This is a genomic window from Shewanella intestini, from assembly GCF_018221465.1.
Lineage (GTDB): Bacteria > Pseudomonadota > Gammaproteobacteria > Enterobacterales > Shewanellaceae > Shewanella > Shewanella intestini.
The window spans coordinates 28,077-47,975 of sequence record NZ_JAAIKR010000015.1; the positions used below are offsets into that span (position 1 = coordinate 28,077).

Sequence of the window (19,899 nt, forward strand, 5' to 3'; positions counted from 1 at the left end):
TTAATTTATTCAGTCGTGTTTAGTTATTAGTAAACGATAACACTTGACCAGTACCAGGATTATAGGTAATACCTTTTGCACCAGGGGTCGTTAAGTCAGGATTTGGATTAGGTAAACCTGTCGCTTGGTTTAACACTAATGATGCCACTTGATGATAAACACATAAATCAATGTCTGTTACGCTTGTACCATCAATTGCAGTTGCATTGCCACCAACACCGTCCAACACTCTAACGGTATAACGTTGATTACGCGCATCTGTTGTTGATAACACATTTCGCGGTGCACTTTGCAAAACATTGTTAAAAACTTCTTGGCAATTTGCATCTGACATTGCTGTAACGTCAGTGCTGCTTGTACCTGTAGGAAAACCAAAACGGGTATCAAGCGATACATTAGTACCATCTAATGTTACCGAAGTATTTCGACGACCATCAACTTCCCATTGTGCTCGCACAAAACCAACCGCGGTAGACAAGCCACCAGCAACACCATCTACACTGGCGTTTTCTGCGTCATCGGTTACGTTTAAAAAGCGAGGAATAGCGGTTGCCGCTAATAACCCAAGGATAACAATAACAATGACGAGCTCAATGAGTGAGAACCCTTTTTGCTTACTAAACATAAAAATCACCTATCTTCAAAAAATATATACAACTTAGATACTTAAACAACCACATCGAAATTGACTTGCATGATGACTCGACATGCTAACCAAAATCATGAAAATCATCATTAATTAACGAGCAATTCTTTAAAATTCAAATACTTTTAATGCTTATAATGGTCTCTATAAACAAACCAGCTTAGTACTAGTAGCTAAAATAAAATAACCAATCACAATACACAAGTATTATTAACAACTATCACAAAGTGATAATGACACGCTTCCTTTATGTTATTCATCTGCCTTTAAAATAAATAACTCGTCCTGAAAGCGCCTGATAACTGACACTGTCAAAATTAGCCGACTGATAATGACATACTTGGTTTTTATCGTTATATGTCACGGTGAGCTCATCTGTACGACTGGCAAGCAATTGGTGCCAAAGGCGATAACACCCTGTTTTATCATTACTTTCAAGTAATGGCCAACCTTGCTTAGATAACCTAATTCGGTTACCGTTTTCACCAACTAAACGGATTTCCGATTGTGTTCCATTGCGATTATTTCCTGACAATGCATTAGCACCCTTATTATCATCAAGCATATTTGATGCCAAAGTATCCCAATTTAATAATAAGGTGTTAGGCCTGCCTTTTGACAACCATTGGCTGCGCACCATTGCTAATATATTTAATAACCGCTTATGTTCTATGGCTAAACTTTGGCTAACAAAGTTAGGTAAGGTGTTAAAGTGCCGGTAGCTTAGAACGCCAAGCACGATGAGTAAAATAGACACTGAAATGATCCGCACATAAACTTTAATAATACCTTGCTCAGCGTCGTATTGTTTAATCACTTAGCCACCGCCTTTTACGACATTAAGCATATCCCACATTGGTAGATAAATACCTAGTGCCAAAATCAACACAATACAGGCAACGAAACCAATTAAAATAGGCTCTAACTTTGCGGTGAGGTTTTTAAGATCAAAATCAACTTCGCCTTCATAAAAATCGGCGGCATCTGTAAGTAATTGGTCAATTTGTCCAGTTTCTTCACCAACAGCGACCATTTGTAGTACCAATGGTGTAAATAACTCACTATTATTGGACACCCTTAACATTGACTCACCAGACTCAATTCCACGACGCATATTAACAATTTTGTCGTGCATATACGCATTATCAACGGCATCAGCCACAAGGCTAAGAGCTTGTGTCATGGGGACGCCAGCACTAAGCATCATCGAAAAACTGCGGCAATAACGTGACAAGGTTGAACGCTCGATAATTGAGCCAACTGCAGGAATGTGCATTTTCCAGCGATCCCATTGCTTCTCACCCTTTGCGGTTTGATACCAATAGCGAATACCAAACACGGTGAGAATTAACACGCCAATCATATGTGGCCAATAATTAACAAATAAGTCTGAGGTGGCAATTAACAATTTGGTTGCCCATGGCAAGTCAGCGCCAAAGCGGGCAAACATGGCGGCAAATTTAGGAATAACCATAATATTAAGGATCACCATCGCAATTGCGATGGCAATTAACACAAACATGGGATAACGCATTGCAGATTTAATCCTGCGGCGAGTTTCCTGTTCACGCTCGATATAACCGGATAATTGAATAAAGGCTTCATCTAATCTACCGGTGTTTTCGCCAACATGAACCATAGAGACAAACAGCGAATCAAAAACATCAGGATGTTGATTCATTGCAGACGAAAGTGGTCTACCTGATGTTAATTGCTCGGCAATATCATCAAGCGCTTCTTTCATACGTTGAGAATGGGTGGTTTCTGATAAACCACCAATTGCACGTAAAATTGGAATACCAGAACGCGTTAACGAATACATTTGTCGGGTGAATATTTGCAATTCCTCCAACGATACACGGCTACCAACTAAGCTTTTAAACGAAAATGCTTTCGCTTGTTTTACTTCCCGTAGTTCAATCGGGATGATTCCGCGAGACATTAAGGTGTCTGCTGCACTGCTTTCATCAGCCGCTTCAAGTTGCGCTTTTACAGGTTGCCCTTGCGGGTCTCGTCCACGATATTCAAATATAGCCATAACGCTTATCTCTCACCGTGATGTTCGTTAACGATATCATCAGCCAACGGTGTCTCTGATTCACTGACGTCTTCTACCAGTTTAGCGACCTCTTCAATGGTTGTGATTCCACGTTGTAAGTACGATAAAGCAGAGTCGGCCAATGGAATAAAGTTAGGGCTTTGAGCCGCTGCACGGGCGAAGTCTTGTGGATTACCAGTACGCATGGCGTCAATCATGTTTTCGTCAAGTTCGAGTATTTCAAAAATACCAATTCGACCACGATAACCCGAACCATTACAACTTTGACAACCCGTACCCACTTTGAATTTTGCTTGGGTAAAGTCAAACTTAGACATACTTTGCAACCAGCTGCGCTCACCCGCTGTTGGTTGGTAATCAATGGCGCAGTTATGACAAACACGCCTAACTAAACGCTGCGCAATAATCACTCGCAACGCACTGGCTACCAAATAACTTGCCGCCCCCATGTCGAGTAAACGTAGCGCACTAGTGACAGCATCATTGGTATGTAAGGTTGATAAAACAAAGTGACCTGTTAATGCACCACGCAAACCAATTTCAACAGTTTCTTGGTCACGCATCTCCCCCACCATAATGATATCGGGATCTTGGCGAAGCGTAGTACGCAGTACGTTAGAAAAATCTAGCCCAATTTTATGGCTTACTTGTACTTGGTTTATTCGTGGAAGTTGATATTCAACAGGGTCTTCAACGGTAATGATCTTCCTATCAGCCGTGTTGAGTTCACTTAAAATACCATAAAGAGTGGTGGTTTTACCGCTACCGGTTGGCCCGGTCACCAATAACATCCCATGTGGGCGACGAATTTGTTTACGAATACGTTCAACAATATGAGGCGGCATGCCGGTTTCGTCTAAAGTACGAAGCCCAGCAGTTTGATCTAATAAACGCATCACCACAGATTCACCATGGTAAATGGGCATAGTTGACATACGCACATCAATCTTGTGTCCATTGATTTCAATATGAAAACGTCCATCTTGTGGTAAGCGTTTCTCTGATATATCTAATCCCGCCATCAGCTTCAATCGCAGTACCAATGCTGCTGCAATGTTCACTTCATTTAAAATGTTTTCATGTAATTGACCATCAATCCGTTGACGGATGCGCAGTACATTTTCACCGGGTTCAATATGAATATCCGAAGCGCGCATTTGCACCGCATCCTCAAAGATGGATTGCAGCAGTTTTACAACCGTTGTTTCATTATCACTGTCGCCTTGAGTCAGGTTTGCTAAGTCGAACATATCATCGGCGGCATATTCTTCTTCAAGCTTGCCTGCAATTTCAGCAATTTGTTCAGTGCGGCGATAAAGGTTATCAAATGCATCGAGTAATTGTTGCTCAGGACACACTGCTAACTTCAGTGTTTTAGGAGCAAAAAAGACTTCTAAGTTATCGATAGCTTGTAAGTCAGCAGGATCACTCATTGCCACAAGCACGTGATCATCATGGTTTTCAACCACTAAGGCACGATAACGACGCGCTTGCACTTCTGGCAATACATTAACGACCTCCGGCGCAATAGGACGACGGCTAATATCAAGGTATGGCAAATTAAGCTGTTGCGATAAAAATTGCAGTAATTGGTCTTCTGAAATACTTTGTAAGTCAATGAGAGTTCGACCCAATTTACGGCCGGTATGACGCTGCTCCGAAAGGGCTTGTTTTAATTGCTCGTCGGTAATGATTTGCTCTTGAACTAGCAAATCACCTAAGCGCATTTTTAGCTTCAGTTTCATCGGTTAGTCCCTAACTGTTCTAATCTATTTTCGATAAACTGCATGGCAGCATTTGATAAGCCGTTATTATCTAACGCAGAGCGATAAGCTTGCGCGGCTTGTGAATATTGTGTTTGAGTGTCCAGAGCATAAGCTAACCCCATCCACCAGCGCCCCTGAGTTGGCTCTAAACGAACCAGCTCTCGGTATGCTTGCTCAGCAAGTTTAGGCCGTTGTGATTGTTGTGCTATTTCGGTTTGCTCAATCCATTTATCTCGTGCCCAGTGGCTGGCATTATCAATATTATCTAATTTGGCTAAGGCTTTATCATAATCACCAATATTGATGAGGTAATTAGACATTAATAAATAAAATTCAGATTGTTGAGGAAACATCGTCACCCCACTCTCAAGTACCCTTACTGCTGTTAAAGGATTTTGCTGAAGATAATAAGCCGCAGCTAACCGTTTACGGGCTTTATGAAAATCAGGTTGTAACATAATGGCCTCTAAATAATGGCCTGCTGCTTGGGCAATATTACGATTATTTTCAGCACTGACTCCTTGTTTAAATTCACGCTGTGCAAGCTGTGACTTACTCAACGTCACTTCAGTTACTTGCATATTCGCAGTTTGCGTCACTGTTTTTGCTTGCTTAGCTGTCGCGGGCTTAACGACAACCTCATTGACCCGCTGATTATTTGATGTCGTGTGTATATTAGCTGTTGTATTAGAGATGCTAGGCGTTATTAATTTAATGGCGTCAGTCTGCGTTAACTGCGTACTTGCTGTGTCAGAATGTGCTGGTGACTGCATTTTTTGTGCTTGGTTAGCGGTTAATGCATTTGCCGTCTTAACGGTGCTGATCTGCGCAGCCTTTTTAGGTACACCGTTGTCATCAACCGAAGTCTCAACCACTTGTTTACTCGAAGGCGTAACCGCTTTCGCGATAAGCACAGACTTTACATTTTGCTTATCTGTTTGCGATGTATCAGTTAAGTCTGTTTCAACTTGCTTTGAATCAACTACCTGCTTTACCGCAGAGGTGATATCGACAAGCTTAGTCTCAGAGGCTTGTAACAGCGCTTTGGTTGCCGTTTTATCTTCATTAACTGATGTTGCTGTAGTGTGGTGAGTTTCGGTGATTAACTGAGGATTAGGGGAATGATTGCCTTGACTCTCAGAGCTTGCCTGTTGCAGTAATTCCATGCCAAACCATGCCATCACAATCAATAATCCAACGACAAAAATAAATGATTTATAAGGTTTAGGCTTAGCCATGACTTGCCGATACTGTAATTGTGGTTTTACAAACTCAGTATGTTCATTATTTGCTGAATGAGTGTCTATGACATCGGTGCTTATGGCATCGGATGGGCGATTTGAGTCGCTATGCTGCCTTTTGTCTAAGTCTCGCAGCATTTTATTAATCACGCTCATATTAAGGCTCTCATACGTGTGAGTAAATCAGTGGTTGCATCTAATTGGATCAGGCTTAATACAAGTAAACCGGCTAACAATGCCCATAATAATGCCCGTTTAGGTTGAGTTATACTGGTACGACTAAGCTGGACATCTTCAGTATCTAATGCTGCATCTTGGCAGTGCTTTAGTTTTACCTTCTCACTGCCATCACCAAAACTTAATAACAAACTTTTATGCGCAATAATATTCACTAACCTTGGAATTCCTCGAGCGGCATGAGCAATAAATTTTGCATCAGAAGCACTAAACAGGTTATCACCTTGATAACCGGCAACACACAAACGGTGTTGCATATAAGCGTGCACTTCATCCCAGCTCAGTGGGCGTAAATGATAACTAAACGTAATACGTTGACGCAGTTGGCGAAACTTAATCTGGCTTAGGCGTACATCTAATTCTGGCTGACCAAATAGCACCACTTGCAACAACTTACGGTTTTCGGTTTCAAGGTTAGTAAACAATCGCAGGGCTTCAATGCTGTCATCAGGCAGAGATTGGGCTTCATCTAGCACTAAAATAACGTTAAAACCTTGCTCGTTTAACTCAAGTAATTTGGCTTGGATAAGCCCTGCAAGATATTGTTGGTTAACGTCATTAGGCGTATCAATGCCCAGTTCGTTGGCGACGGCCCAGCGCAGTTCTACCGGGGTTAAATAAGGATTCGGTATATATGCACAGTGGTACTGTTTAGGTAACTCATTAAGCAGCTTACGACAAACCAGCGTTTTACCGGTGCCAACTTCACCGGTGACTTTAATAAATCCCTCACCGGTAGACAATGCCGTTTGCAACACTTGTAGCGCCTCAACATGGGGTGCCAAACCGAAAAAGAATCCGGTATTTGGCGTCAGCGTAAATGGGAGCTGAGCAAGGCCAAAATGTTGCAAATACATAAATTTTTTCTCTGCAAACTTATTTGTCTGACGGATACCAACGCTCAATTAAGTCACGAGAACGTTGCAGTTCATTTGCCCACGTATCTCCACCAACAACCGTTGGTTTAAGCATAATGATTAATTCGGTTTTCTTGGTTGCATTACTACGATTGGTAAAGAGTTCACCTAAAAGTGGAATATCACCCAGCAGTGGTACTTTAGATACAATTTTAGTGGTATCGCTTTTCATTAATCCGCCGATAACAACCACGTCTCCTGATGCGGCTTTAATCACGGTATCTGACTCACGGATTTCACTTTGCGCTAATGGCAGTTCCAATGTTGAGTCACTCACTTTTATAGACTTGGTTTGCTCTTTCACATCAATCACTGATGGATGTACATGTAAGAGCACATTACCTTCAGCGTCAATTTGCGGGGTAACATCTAAAGCAATACCCGAGAAGAAAGGTGTAAGTTCAACCTGCGGAGTCGTCACAGGTGTGGTGCCGGCAACGGTCGTTGAGGATACATCAGTGACAAAGTATTCATCATTACCGACTTTAATCACCGCTTTTTGGTTATTCGATGCCGTCACTCGTGGGCTAGACAGCACGTCAACATCACCTTGAGTATCTAACAAGTTGATCATGGTGCTAAAGTCGTTGCCTTTAAAGTTTATTGACGTAACCCCACCAATTGCGCTGGTAATTTGGTCAGTTAACCCAGAACCTGGTGAAGTACCAAATGAGACATCGGTATTGCCTACATGGCCGACAACATTATCCCATTGAATCCCTTGCTGGTAACCATCAGACAACGTCACTTCTAAAATTTTAGCCTCTAAAATAACCTGGCGTTGTAAATGCGACTCAGCCTTTTGAATAAAGCCACGTACTTCTCTGAGCTCGTTAGGAAAAGCCCGAACGGTCACTAAGCCAGCTTGTGGCGTCACGACAACTTTGCGGCCGTCATCATTACCACCAATAATGGCGGTTAGCGTGTCAGTTAGTTCACCCCAAAAGTCAGTTTCGGTGGTTGAACGAATAAAGGTACCATTAGTGTTATCGCCACCATTACTGTTATTGCTGCCTGAGTCGCTATTGTTTCCAAAGCCACTTGAGCTGTTACTGTTATTGCTGCTGTTATTGCTGTTACTGTTATTAGCGTTATTATCTGAAATTCGCCCTGAGCTCACAGACGTTAATGACAAACCTTCGCGCTTCATTGATAAGTAGTTCAGCGGGAATGTTTCTGTACGCATACCAGCAGGGTAAACACGTAAAATGCGCCCTTCTCGGCTCACTTCATAACCGTAAATATCTTCAACAACTTTTATGGCTTCAGACAATGTTACCCCTTTCAGTGATAACGAAATTTTTCCTTGTACATTCGGATGTACCGCCACACTTAATGGCGTGCCTTTAACTAAGCTTGGAAAGAATACTCTAGCGTCAACATTATTCGCTGATACATCAAATCGACGCTCAGCGGGGGCTGAACTGACACTTCCAATATTTTGACTGTTATTAAGCTCACGTTGAACATCAGCAGGCATCATCGCCGGTGGCGGAGTGGGTTTTGCCGCTGCGTTTTTGGCTAACACCACTGATTCATTAACAGCTTCTTTAGCCGCTGTCGGTTGCGGCCGGTCAACAGACTGACAAGCCACAAGAAACAGAGATAGCACAGGGGTGATAATTTTAATTGCTTTCATTTATTGCGCTTCCTATCTCTTTTTTATCGACATAAACAGCTGTAATTTACTGCCATCTGTGAAGTTAACGTAATCTTGACCGATATATGAAATTTTTCGTCCTTGAATAATGTCTCCAATAGACAAAATAGTATCGTTAATTACCGCATAAGGGGTTGAACCATTAACAATGCTGTTAAGAACTAATGATTGTTGTTGAGTACCCACTTCAGTGACCACTTGGTCACGGCCAGGTAATGTGGGGTCTCTTAATGTTTGGCTATTAGCCGATAACACACTTAACGAACTAAGCGCTATTATCAACGTTAAGCATTTAGTCTTAATTCGCAACACCGATAAAATCCTTATTGATACTCAAGGTATACATTTCTAATTCCATTGTCCCTTTTGGATAACTGTCCACTTTATAGTCTAAATGTTCCCAAAATAGTTTATCTGGCATGTCTTCTATCGCTTTGACAAATTTCAATATTGAAAAATAGTCTCCCGTTAACGACAATTTAATCCCATGACTGTATAGATTCAGTTTGTGGTCAGCTTTGTCATCGCTATTTTCTTTAATATCAAGCAAAGGGGTTGGAGGAATAGAAGAAAATGAGTCCAATTGAACACCGTGCATATTGGCTAATAAGTTTGCCAACATTGTTGGCATGTATTGAGCAGGAACCATATCAATCATTTGCGATTTTAAATTGGCATCAATTTCCTGAGCTTGTTCATTTATTAGGGTCAAGCGTTGACGATAATCTTCATTAGGGTCAATAGCTAAACGTTGGTTATATAATCCAATTTGCTGCTCAGAAAGCAGGTTTTGTTGTTCAATATTCGCTAAGTGAGTTTTGTGCTGTTTCAACTGCTGCCATTGAGCATCAATGAATGTATAAGCCAACATAACCACCAATGCTGCGACCACTAAAAAAATCAGCCCGCGTTCGCGTTCAGTTAGCACATTAAATTTGGTTTCAAGATACTGCCACGGTTGCTTCACTGCACGTCCTCCTTAACTGGCTGACTGGTAAGCTTAAATGCAAGGGGGCGATCTTCACCGCGACTCATTGTCATTGCCGCAAAGGTGTAGCCTTTAAGGGTGTCTGTTGCTTTAAGTTTTTCGACCCATAATGGAATACTTTGCGCCGTAGCACCGTAACCTTCAAACTCGTACTTACCTTTATTAATTTGAATCCGGCTTAACCACACAGAGGCATCAGAGACTTTGGCTAAATCAACCAATAACGGTGAATACCCCATACTCACTGCGGTTCTACGTGCGGCCAGTTCGCCTTTTAGCTTTTGCTTTAATGTTAATCGTTGCTGCTCTAAATTAACTTGCTCAACTAATTTATTATCCGGTTTTCTTACCGCAATTTGTGCTTCCAATTGCTGTTTTTTCTGGTTAAAAATATCTTGTTCGGTCTTTGCAATTTCCAGCTTATTTTCAACACGGGAGGTTTGCCACATAAGCAGCGTCCCACACACAACAGCAATAATCGATACAACAACGGCGCCAGCAACCAGTCTTTTGAACGATAGTTTCAATTTTGGTGGCAATAATGAGCTGGAATATAAATTAACGGATTGTTTAATCATATTGCACCCCGCATTAATTCTTGATGGGCTGAATGGGCAACAAAACTAGCAACGCCATCATGCGCAATAGCTTGAACAGGTTGATTAAAATTAGCCGCAACTAACTCAGTTAGCTTTTCAATCTCACCTTCGACCAGCAGCTTAATAGATGCCACTGGCGGTTGCCTCAATTGGCTTTCAAAGTAATCCATTGAGCGCTGAATTTCTAAGCTCAGGTTGTCGGCAATACCGTCATTGAGGTCTTCAACTTTTACAGTATCAAGTTGGTTAAAGCCGCGTACACGCCGCTGCATTAATAATTCACCGGCTTTTACCACAGTAAAGAGTAATTCTTGCCCAGGAAGATGCATGACGACCATATGGGCGAGTGTTTCATTTGCCAATAAATGAGTCACGGTCATTTCTTCAATGCTTATGCCAGCAATCAATAAGCCTAAGTCATCACAGATAACGGCAATATCAACCAAAAATTGGCGGTTAGCCACAACCACACTGACTTTGTCATTATTGCTAACACTGGTTTCAAAGTAATCAAGATGAATATTAGTAACAGGCTCGGTAACCATGTCTTTTACTTGCCAAATTAAGGCTTGATTAATCTCAGCTTGATCGACATGAGGTTTGTCAGCTTGTAGTAATTGATATAGGTTCTCGGCCAACACAATTTGCAGTGTCACCAGGCCATATTGGGACTTAATAGATTCAAAAGCTTGTCGCCATTGGCCATCGACCACCGCAATGGACACAATTTTTACGGCAGCATCTTCTGTTGTTCCATCGCACAGCCACAACATGTGCTCACTGAGATACACACCAACTTCACCTTCTAAGGCGGTTGATTGCCAAAAAGCTAACTTCTTAAAAAAGCCATTACCCATTCTGCTTTCCGTAGTCTTATTGAACACAGTTTGGCTGCATTCTGGTTATATGATGTTGATTATCTTATTCTTGTGCGAAATCATTTAACACATGAAGCTTTCACTCATTGCCATATAACACGTGGTTTCGTGAGTTGAACTGTGCATAGACCATTTTATATTTGCTGCATTAACTCGAAAATTTAACGATGTTCGCTATTAACTAAGATTACAACAGCAAATTTTTTTAGAAAGCACCTTTTGTTAATTCTAAACGCTAATTTGCTAATTTTATAGAAATTTACTTTAAAAATGTGCCTTTAGTTAAGATAGATTGTGAATCAGGCTTATACAAGTAAAAATCAAAGATAAAACCTTGAATACCACGATTAGGAGAATAATGTTATGCGGGTGATTTTTTAGTTGAAATATTCACGATGCCCTGACTAAAAAACGCGCCTTGGCCAGCACTTACCCCTAAAATTTTTAACGTTTGCCATTCTTCAATACTTCCAACTCCTTCAGCTAAAACATGCACTTTAGCGCGATAAAGCCCGCCAATCAGTGAACGAATGAAAAGTTGGTTTTCAGAGCGTTGATGGATGTTATGCACAATCGATCGATGTAATTTCACTAAATCAAAATCAAACTCTTGAATATAATGGGTGCCGACTACCTGTTGACCAACATGATCAACGCATAATTTAGCCCCCATTTTCCTGATCATTTTTAAGGTTTTCATCAACATTGGCTGACGTTTGTGTTTGACAACAATATCTTCTGACACTTCAAAGATTAATCGGGCTGCTAAGGGCCGATGTTCAAGCAATGTGGACTGTAACCAACGCACAAACGCCCGACTTGTTAAGGCATCAGCACTGAGATTAATGGAATAAACTTGTTCATTTTGCAGCATCATTTTTTGCATCACATGTGTCAGGAGTTGCCGCTCAATTTGCGGCATTAAGCCACATTTATTTGCCATTGGGATAAACAGCGTAGCCCGAATATCATTGCCATTATTGTCCTTTACTCGACTCAGTATTTCTTGAGCAAGCGGTTTGTCATCACTATCAACAATAGCGTGCGCAACAGGATAAAAGCGCTTAGCCACTAACGCATTTTCAAGAAAGCTACGCCAGCGCACTGAGCCTTTGGCAATTTCACTATCTAATACGCCTTTGTCGTACATAAACCAAGTATTAACCCGCTGTAACTGTGCCGCTTTGAGTGCCATTTCCGCTTCATCGACAACTTGTGTTGTCATATCCGCAAGCTTGTAAAATGCCGCCCCAATATGAAGGTAATTGTCTTTTTCAGTCACATTATCACTTGCTAAGGTTAGGCAGTGTTTCAATATTTTATTTGCAAGTACATCGGCCTCTGCTAACGAAAGCTGCGGCACCACGACCGCAAGCTGCTGTTGATGACGCCGAGCAATAAAACTGTCTGGCAGCGTTTCAATTAGTTTATTAACTGCCTCTGCTGTGGCTTTCATTACTTCAGCGACACTTGCTGATTTAGCGTCAATATCGTACTCAATCAACAGTAAGATACCGTGAGCGATCATTTCTTGATCATGACTTAATGCATCAAGGCGATTTTCAAAAAATAACCGATTACCCATTTGAGTTTCAGGGTCTAAAAAAGTATTTGCACGAATAAATTTATCAAAGCGACCACGTTCTTTTTTCGCATCGTCTAGATCATCAAGTAGTTTGCTCAATGCCCGGTTAATTAGTAGCGGTTTGCCGTCTTTAAAATCTGTTGTGCCAGCAGCTTGATATTCGCCATTTAAAATAAGGTGACTTCTGGTTGCAAGTACCTCAATACCATTGACTTCCTTTGCAATCCACAAGTAGCCGTAACGCACAAAAATGGCAATCGCACTCAATCCAACGAGTAAAGTAAGCATTTCGTACAGACTTAATTGATGCTGTGAAAAAGGTTGCGGCAACGTAATGTCCATATAAACATGTTTTTGAGCATCCACCTCAAAACGATAATTTCGCAGACCAGATACGGTCTTATCACCCCTCGTATTGATAGCCATTAATACCTTGCCGTTTTCAGTTAAGGTAAACTCACCGGCATGGAAAGCTTCCATCATCGGTTTTAACCACATTGATAATTGTTCGAGGTTGTCATCTTGATAATGCTCAATGACCACATGGTGTAGCTCGGTGACTTTTTGTTGTTGGAAGGTATACGTTAATTGAATAAAGCTAATAAATGCGGTCAATAAAAATACAAATGCGACGGCGCCAAGTGAAAACAGCCAAAAGCTAGTTAATTTCTTTGTAAGAATTCTCGTCAGTTTCATCTTGTTTTTTTACCTACAAAATAGGTGATTTATTATGATGTTAAGCCTACTAAAATGAGTATACATGAAATCACTATTTAGCCTAATTAATCGTTATTAGCCATAAAAAAAGGAGCTTATGCCCCTTTTTGTTTGGTTGATTAAATCAGCTTAAAAATCATAATGTTTTGGCAAGGTTTTAATCGCAGCTACACCAGAATCAATTGCCGCTTGCGAAACCGCTTTGGCAACATTTGGTAATAATCGAGGATCCATCGGTTTTGGGAGCACGTAATCAGGCCCAAAGGTTAAGTGATCAACATCAGGATAAGCCGCTAACACTTCAGCTGGAACAGGTTGCCTAGCAATGTCTGCAATAGCGTGTACGGCTGCAATTTTCATTTCATCATTAATGGTTGATGCTCGTACATCAAGCGCGCCACGGAAAATAAACGGAAAACACAATACATTGTTAACTTGGTTAGGGTAATCACTGCGCCCCGTCCCCATAATCAAGTCATGACGAATGGCGTGTGCAAGCTCAGGCTTAATTTCAGGGTCTGGGTTTGAACATGCAAACACCACGGGTTTTTCGGCCATTAACTCAATGTCTTCAGGCTTTAATAAGTCTGCACCTGATAAACCAAGAAAAGCATCTGCGCCTTTAATCACATCTTGCAGCGTGCGCTTATCGGTATTATTGGCAAACAACGCTTTGTATTCATTTAAGTCGTCACGACGAGTATGCAAAACGCCTTGGCGATCTAACATGTAGACATTTTCTCGCATAGCGCCACATTTTACTATCATGGTCATACACGCAATAGCAGCGGCTCCAGCCCCCATACAAACGAATACTGACTCTTCTATTTTCTTACCTTGAATCTCTAATGCGTTAATAATGCCTGCTGCAGTCACAATCGCCGTACCATGTTGATCGTCATGAAAAACTGGGACATTACAGCGTGAAATCAGCTCTCGTTCAATTTCAAAACATTCAGGTGCTTTAATATCTTCAAGGTTAATACCACCAAAGGTATCAGCAATAGAGGCGACCGTTTGGATAAAGTCTTCACTGGTGCGGTGTTTCACTTCCAAATCAATGGAGTCGATATTGGCAAAACGCTTAAATAGCAGCGCTTTACCTTCCATAACGGGTTTTGACGCTAATGGACCTAAGTTACCTAAGCCTAAAATGGCCGTGCCATTTGAAATGACGGCAACCGTATTACCTTTATTGGTATATCGATAAGCATTTTCAGGATCAGCGGCAATCTCACGCACAGGCTCTGCAACACCGGGACTATAAGCCAAAGATAAATCATGGCTCGTTTGCGCGGGTTTAGTTAACTGCACGGCAGTTTTTCCGGGAACAGGTAATTCATGGTAATCGAGAGCTTGCTGACGTAAATCTGACATGTTAAACATCCTGAAATGCACAATTTTTAGGGAAGTAGGCCGTGATTTTGCTATTGAGTTAACTCATTTTTTTTGTTCGTCAAAATCAGGCTAACAATACGCTAGTTAAGATGTGATATAAATCAAAAAATGCGTTTAACAGCCGTTAGCAGCAACAAAATACTCATCAATACCAAAAAGAAAACTAATCGATTAGTAACACTTACAAATCAACAAGTTAAAAATGTAGGAAAATAACAAGATTTCATGCAGCAATCCGGTAAATTACTGAACTTCCGCTGCAAATTTTGTAAACATAACGATAAAACAAAGTGAATATAAAACATCTTATTTATAACTAAAAAGTTTATCAGACCATCTTTTCCACTCACCATTAAAAATATATTCAACACTAAAGCTCATTACCGAGCCTGGCGATGCTCATAACTCACACTGAGTCACTGCTGAAATCACCCCCTATGAATGCTCATGTACTTGTCAGTTATAATTTGTGGACTGTGGACTGTGGACTGTGGACTGTGGACTGTGGACTGTGGACTGTGGACTGTGGACTGTGGACTAGAACATTAATGCTAAAAGCCTAAACACTCATCAATAATACAATTAATTTTCAACCGCTTAATGTTTATGTTAGCCAACAAAAAAGGCGCCAATAGGCGCCTTTAGTCAATAATCTAAGTCGATTATTTTTTGCTAAGCATACCGAAACGCTTATTGAATTTGTCGATGCGACCACCAGTATCAACAACTTTCTGAGTACCAGTATAGAATGGGTGACATGCACCACAAACGTCTAAATGTAAATCTTTACCTGCAGTAGAGTTTACTTTAATTACGTTACCACAAGTACAAGTTGCGGTGATTTCTGCGTACTCTGGATGAATACCTGCTTTCATTAGGATTACCTCAAATAAAGGCCATGTCGCTCTCCCAACCCGAAGTTGAGCACCACATGATGTTATTAACAATATGTTTTAGGCGCGGAATAATACAGCTTATGCCCAATACAAACAAGCCTAATTTATCGACATGGATAAATTAGGCTTGTAATCGCTATTAGTGCAATAGCGTAATCACACAGCAATATTCTTACGCTTTAAAGGCATGCTCTAAAATGGCTACCTTAAAACAACCTACTACACTACAGAGGGTTCGCTACTGCGCCGCCAATTGGTCAAACTTTTCTTTCGTGTTGTCAGTATCACGTTGTATTTGTAGTTGCTGCTCACTTGGGCAAACTAACGCGACATCGGCGCGCATTTTGCTAATTTTATTATTAGAAAATGCTTTTGGATTCGCTTCATAAATCGCTAGCATTGCCCCAAATAATCCAACATTCCATGCTTGACGATTTTTCTGTGCAAGTTTCCATAACGTGTCACCAGCAGCCTGTTCAACTTGGCAACTTGGTTCACTAATATCAGCCAACTTTACTGCGATGTGGGCATTGTTGATATCTTCGACAATTGCTTGTGATTTTTGCGCGTCCGTTAATGCAGGCTTGATTGGTTCAACAATTTCAACGGGGGCATCATTCATCGTCGATACTGACGACTCTGAAACAGTATTCACCTCAGACTCAGCCGCAACTTGTGACTCTATTTCACGCGCCACAACTAAAGACTCAGTTGGCGCCTTTGTTTGCTTAGCCTCAACCGTGCTTGATACTGTTATTAAATCCGCCTCAACCTTGGCAGTGCCAGCTTGAGTCTTAGGCTGTTCGTCTTTAACTGTTTGTGTCTTAGCATCAGGTTTACCCGCTGCAACCAGTGCGTCAAATGCCTGCTTGTCTTGGTTGATATCAATATATTGGGCGAGTTCTTGCGTTGATGGACAAGTTAATTGGCTATCAGCTCGTAAACGTTTGATGTAATTACCTTTAAACGCCCTTGGGTTGGCATAATAAATCGCCAGCATGGCACCAAAAGTATTTGTCCCCCAATGCTGCTCGTTTTTTGCAGCAATGCGCCACAATGTATCACCCTCAGCTCTAATTACATGGCAACCTTCTACAGAACTCGTTAAATCAGCTTGAACGTAAGCTTTAGATTTAGCACCTGTTTTCATGGTTTTTACACCAATAGGTTGTTTGTTATTAACAGAGATAACTGGCGGGTCAAATACAGGGACAGGTTTATATTGTTGCCATTTCCCCTGGCGGCGCTCTGACACAATTAATACTGCATTAGGGTCTCGAAACGATTCCTTACCTTGCAGTTCAAGGCGCCCACCTCGATTAGATATTACCTCAAGTTTCTCAAGCACGATTGTGCCTTGATAGATTTGACGTAAGTAAAATTGCAGCCGAGATAAATCTCGATACTCAGATGTGACATTTACCGTAATAGTTGGAAGCGAGCCCGCTTCAAACTGTTTGGTGTCAATTTTTACATGGCTTATTTCAGCAAATACCGGTGCCGTAATGCTAATAGCCAGCGTAGCCAACAAAGCTAACGCTGCAAAAGCTTTCATCAAATCAATCCTTTTGGTTCACTTCAGTTTTCACAAATATTCAACATTTTGTTTTTCTGAATTATTGTTTTAATTCCATAAGTGCAACATCGCTAACCTAACACAATAATATGATAATTAAGGCAAAAATTATTGGTTATCGATACAGCATAATAAATAAGCCATAAAGTTTAAGCTAGCTAATCCCTCGTACTAAAGATTAATTTATCTTAAACAAGACATAATTTCGAGATGTTTTAACATTTCCAAGCGCTAATGTAATAAAACAAAAGAATGAGCAACACCGATAACTTAATCGCTATTGTAGCCTAATTACAACCTACTATTTATAAGGTTGTTAGCTATGACAAAATATTAGCTCAACACAGCGCTAACGCTTTAAGCCAAGTTAAAGGTAAACTGATGATATGAATCCTTGCTGAAAGTTGCCCTGTGTTTGTAGAAGTTGCCCTCCCTGTACCATTACGACAAAACTTTACTTATCAAGTCCCTGAACATTTGATAACTAAAATGCAAGTGGGTCTGCGTGTCAAAGTGCCTTTTGGACCGCGCCAACAAATCGGCTTAATCACTAAACTCGACATCACTTGCACTTTTGATACCGCCAAGGTCAAAAACATTTCCATCGCCTTAGATGAAGAGCCGCTCATACCTGAGTCGCTCTTTATATTAACGCTTTGGGCGGCACGCTACTATTTTTGTAGCCAAGGGCAAATGTTAAGCCAAGCATTACCGGTCGCATTACGAAAAGGCGCTGACGCGGCACCGAAATCTATCACTCAATTGCAATTATCAGAGGTAGGCCAACAAGCTGACATCAAGGTGTTATCACGAGCACCTGCACAGAAAAAGCTGTTTGAACAACTGAGTAAAAAACCACTCACTATCGATGAATTTAACGCCCTTGAATTTAGCAAAGCAGCATTAAAGGCGCTTGAAGATCGTCAATGGTTAATCCGTCAAGACATTGCCATTTCGGTTGATTTAAGCTGGCGACAACAATTAACCATGAACGAGTCGGGTCACAAACTCAATAAGCAGCAAGCCATTGCTGTATCGATTTTAAATCAACAACAAGGCTATCATTGCACCTTAGTTGAAGGTGTCACCGGTTCAGGTAAAACCGAGGTATACCTTAATGTACTTGAAACCGTATTAAAGCAGGGAAAACAGGCACTTATTTTAGTACCAGAAATTGGCTTAACCCCACAAACAATTAACCGTTTTAAACGTCGATTTGATGTTCATATTGCAGTTATTCATTCGGGATTAACAGACAACCAACGTCTAGATGCATGGCGAATGGCCCGCTCAGGACAAGCCGCGATTATTATCGGCACTCGCTCAGCACTATTTACTCCGATGGCCTTTCCTGGAGTAATTATTTTAGATGAAGAGCATGATAGCAGCTTCAAACAACAAGAAGGCGTACGTTATCATGCGCGCGATCTTGCGGTTATGCGCGGCCATTATGAAGATATTCCCGTCATTCTCGGCACCGCAACCCCTTCATTAGAAAGCTTACAAAATGCCCTCAATGGTCGTTATCATCACCTTGAACTTTCTGAGCGTGCTGGTAAAGCGCAAATGGTACAGCAAGGCTTAATTGATATCCGCTCATTGCCGTTGAAAGTCGGTTTATCCGACGCATTAATTAATGAAATGCGCATGCATTTAGACGCTGGCAACCAAGTGTTGTTATTTTTAAATCGCCGCGGCTTTGCCCCAGCGTTGTTATGCCATGAGTGCGGCCATTTGCATGAATGCGATCGCTGCGATGCCTTTTTTACCGTCCATAAAGGACTTAATGAAATCCGTTGTCATCATTGTGGTAACGACTATGCCATACCGCACCAGTGCCACCAATGTGGCAGCACAATGCTAATGGGTCACGGTTTAGGAACCGAACAACTAGAACAAGCACTAAGTGAGATGTTTCCTAAACATCCCGTGGTACGAATCGACCGCGATACCACCCGTAAAAAGGGCTCATTAGAGAAACAATTACATGCAATTCATAAAGGTGAGTTCAAAATTTTAGTTGGCACGCAAATGCTTGCTAAAGGACATCACTTTCCTGACGTTACCTTAGTTGGGTTAATTGATGTCGACGGCGCATTATTTAGCGCAGATTTTCGCGCCCCAGAACGCTTTGCCCAACTCTATACTCAGGTGTCAGGCCGTGCAGGACGTGCAGATAAACCCGGAAAAGTTTTATTACAAACTCATCAAAGTGACAACCCGATTATTCGCGACATTATTAAGCATGGTTATCACCAGTTTGCTAAAAACCAACTCACAGAACGATCACAAGCTTTATTGCCGCCAGTGTGGCATATGTTACTACTGCGTGCTGAAGCCCATAACGCTCAAGATGCCGATAGCTTTTTAGAGGCCGTTGCCCAGTTATTACCACAAAATAAAGAATGCGAAATCATTGGTCCAATTCCTGCTCCGCTTGATCGTAAAGCCGGTAAATACCGTCGCCAATTATTATTTCAAACCAAAAGCAGAGTGATATTGCAGCGGGCATTTGAACATGCACTCCCCTTAATCGAACAATTGCCAGAGCAAAAACGTTGTCGGTGGAGTCTAGATAGAGATCCACAAGATTTAATGTGATCACAATCTAACAACAAAAGCTCAAAACTTAGGGCAAACAACGGCCGTTTTGATAAAAAACTCAACAAATGCCACAAAACGCATAGCAATTAGACAGTATAAACAGGTAAAATAAACGGTTCAGTCACGTCTGTT

16 protein-coding genes are annotated in these 19,899 nt (G+C 41.3%); 1 reads left to right on the forward strand and 15 read right to left on the reverse strand.

What is annotated here, in order from left to right:
* Window positions 1-19: 19 nt before the first annotated feature.
* The 15 genes from G3R48_RS13895 to G3R48_RS13965 all read right to left on the reverse strand — a co-directional run bounded on the left by G3R48_RS13895 (window position 20) and on the right by G3R48_RS13965 (window position 17,142).
* A complete protein-coding gene (locus G3R48_RS13895; protein WP_153665609.1) occupies window positions 20-625 on the reverse strand; it encodes a pilin in 606 nt (201 codons plus the stop codon).
* Window positions 626-902: 277 nt separating this feature from the next.
* On the reverse strand, window positions 903-1,463 hold the full coding sequence (locus tag G3R48_RS13900; protein WP_153665611.1) for a hypothetical protein: 561 nt from the start codon (window positions 1,461-1,463) through the stop codon (window positions 903-905).
* On the reverse strand, window positions 1,464-2,684 hold the full coding sequence (locus G3R48_RS13905) for a type II secretion system F family protein (RefSeq protein ID WP_153665613.1): 1,221 nt from the start codon (window positions 2,682-2,684) through the stop codon (window positions 1,464-1,466).
* Between the two features lie 5 nt (window positions 2,685-2,689).
* Window positions 2,690-4,450, reverse strand: coding sequence for a GspE/PulE family protein (locus G3R48_RS13910; protein WP_153665615.1), 1,761 nt, complete (start codon window positions 4,448-4,450; stop codon window positions 2,690-2,692).
* Complete coding sequence (locus G3R48_RS13915) at window positions 4,447-5,868, reverse strand: tetratricopeptide repeat protein (RefSeq protein WP_153665617.1); 1,422 nt, start codon at window positions 5,866-5,868, stop codon at window positions 4,447-4,449. The genes G3R48_RS13910 and G3R48_RS13915 overlap by 4 nt, the downstream gene beginning before the upstream one ends.
* On the reverse strand, window positions 5,865-6,806 hold the full coding sequence (locus tag G3R48_RS13920) for an ExeA family protein (RefSeq protein ID WP_153665619.1): 942 nt from the start codon (window positions 6,804-6,806) through the stop codon (window positions 5,865-5,867). The genes G3R48_RS13915 and G3R48_RS13920 overlap by 4 nt, the downstream gene beginning before the upstream one ends.
* A 19-nt stretch (window positions 6,807-6,825) precedes the next feature.
* A complete protein-coding gene (mshL, locus tag G3R48_RS13925) occupies window positions 6,826-8,505 on the reverse strand; it encodes a pilus (MSHA type) biogenesis protein MshL (RefSeq protein WP_153665621.1) in 1,680 nt (559 codons plus the stop codon).
* 12 nt (window positions 8,506-8,517) lie between these two features.
* Window positions 8,518-8,838 (reverse strand): MSHA biogenesis protein MshK, encoded by a 321-nt coding sequence (locus G3R48_RS13930; RefSeq protein ID WP_323741274.1) that lies wholly within the window; start codon window positions 8,836-8,838, stop codon window positions 8,518-8,520.
* Window positions 8,825-9,493: an MSHA biogenesis protein MshJ gene (locus G3R48_RS13935; RefSeq protein WP_212593368.1), complete on the reverse strand. Its 669-nt coding sequence runs from the start codon at window positions 9,491-9,493 to the stop codon at window positions 8,825-8,827. Before G3R48_RS13935 ends, G3R48_RS13930 begins: the two co-directional genes overlap by 14 nt.
* On the reverse strand, window positions 9,490-10,092 hold the full coding sequence (locus tag G3R48_RS13940) for a PilN domain-containing protein (protein ID WP_153665623.1): 603 nt from the start codon (window positions 10,090-10,092) through the stop codon (window positions 9,490-9,492). Before G3R48_RS13940 ends, G3R48_RS13935 begins: the two co-directional genes overlap by 4 nt.
* Window positions 10,089-10,970, reverse strand: coding sequence for a biogenesis protein MshI (locus G3R48_RS13945; RefSeq protein ID WP_153665625.1), 882 nt, complete (start codon window positions 10,968-10,970; stop codon window positions 10,089-10,091). The genes G3R48_RS13940 and G3R48_RS13945 overlap by 4 nt, the downstream gene beginning before the upstream one ends.
* Window positions 10,971-11,352: 382 nt before the next feature.
* Window positions 11,353-13,272: an RNase E specificity factor CsrD gene (csrD, locus tag G3R48_RS13950; RefSeq protein ID WP_153665627.1), complete on the reverse strand. Its 1,920-nt coding sequence runs from the start codon at window positions 13,270-13,272 to the stop codon at window positions 11,353-11,355.
* 150 nt (window positions 13,273-13,422) lie between these two features.
* On the reverse strand, window positions 13,423-14,670 hold the full coding sequence (locus tag G3R48_RS13955) for a malic enzyme-like NAD(P)-binding protein (RefSeq protein WP_153665629.1): 1,248 nt from the start codon (window positions 14,668-14,670) through the stop codon (window positions 13,423-13,425).
* Window positions 14,671-15,353: 683 nt separating this feature from the next.
* The gene (gene rpmE / locus G3R48_RS13960) at window positions 15,354-15,566 is read right to left on the reverse strand and encodes a 50S ribosomal protein L31 (RefSeq protein WP_153665631.1); all 213 of its coding nucleotides are present in this window, start codon (window positions 15,564-15,566) and stop codon (window positions 15,354-15,356) included.
* 259 nt (window positions 15,567-15,825) lie between these two features.
* A complete protein-coding gene (locus tag G3R48_RS13965; protein ID WP_153665633.1) occupies window positions 15,826-17,142 on the reverse strand; it encodes a FimV/HubP family polar landmark protein in 1,317 nt (438 codons plus the stop codon).
* A gap of 432 nt (window positions 17,143-17,574) precedes the next feature.
* Between G3R48_RS13965 and priA the strand changes: the two genes are divergently transcribed.
* Complete coding sequence (priA, locus tag G3R48_RS13970) at window positions 17,575-19,764, forward strand: primosomal protein N' (RefSeq protein WP_323741275.1); 2,190 nt, start codon at window positions 17,575-17,577, stop codon at window positions 19,762-19,764.
* The last annotated feature ends 135 nt before the right edge of the window (window positions 19,765-19,899 follow it).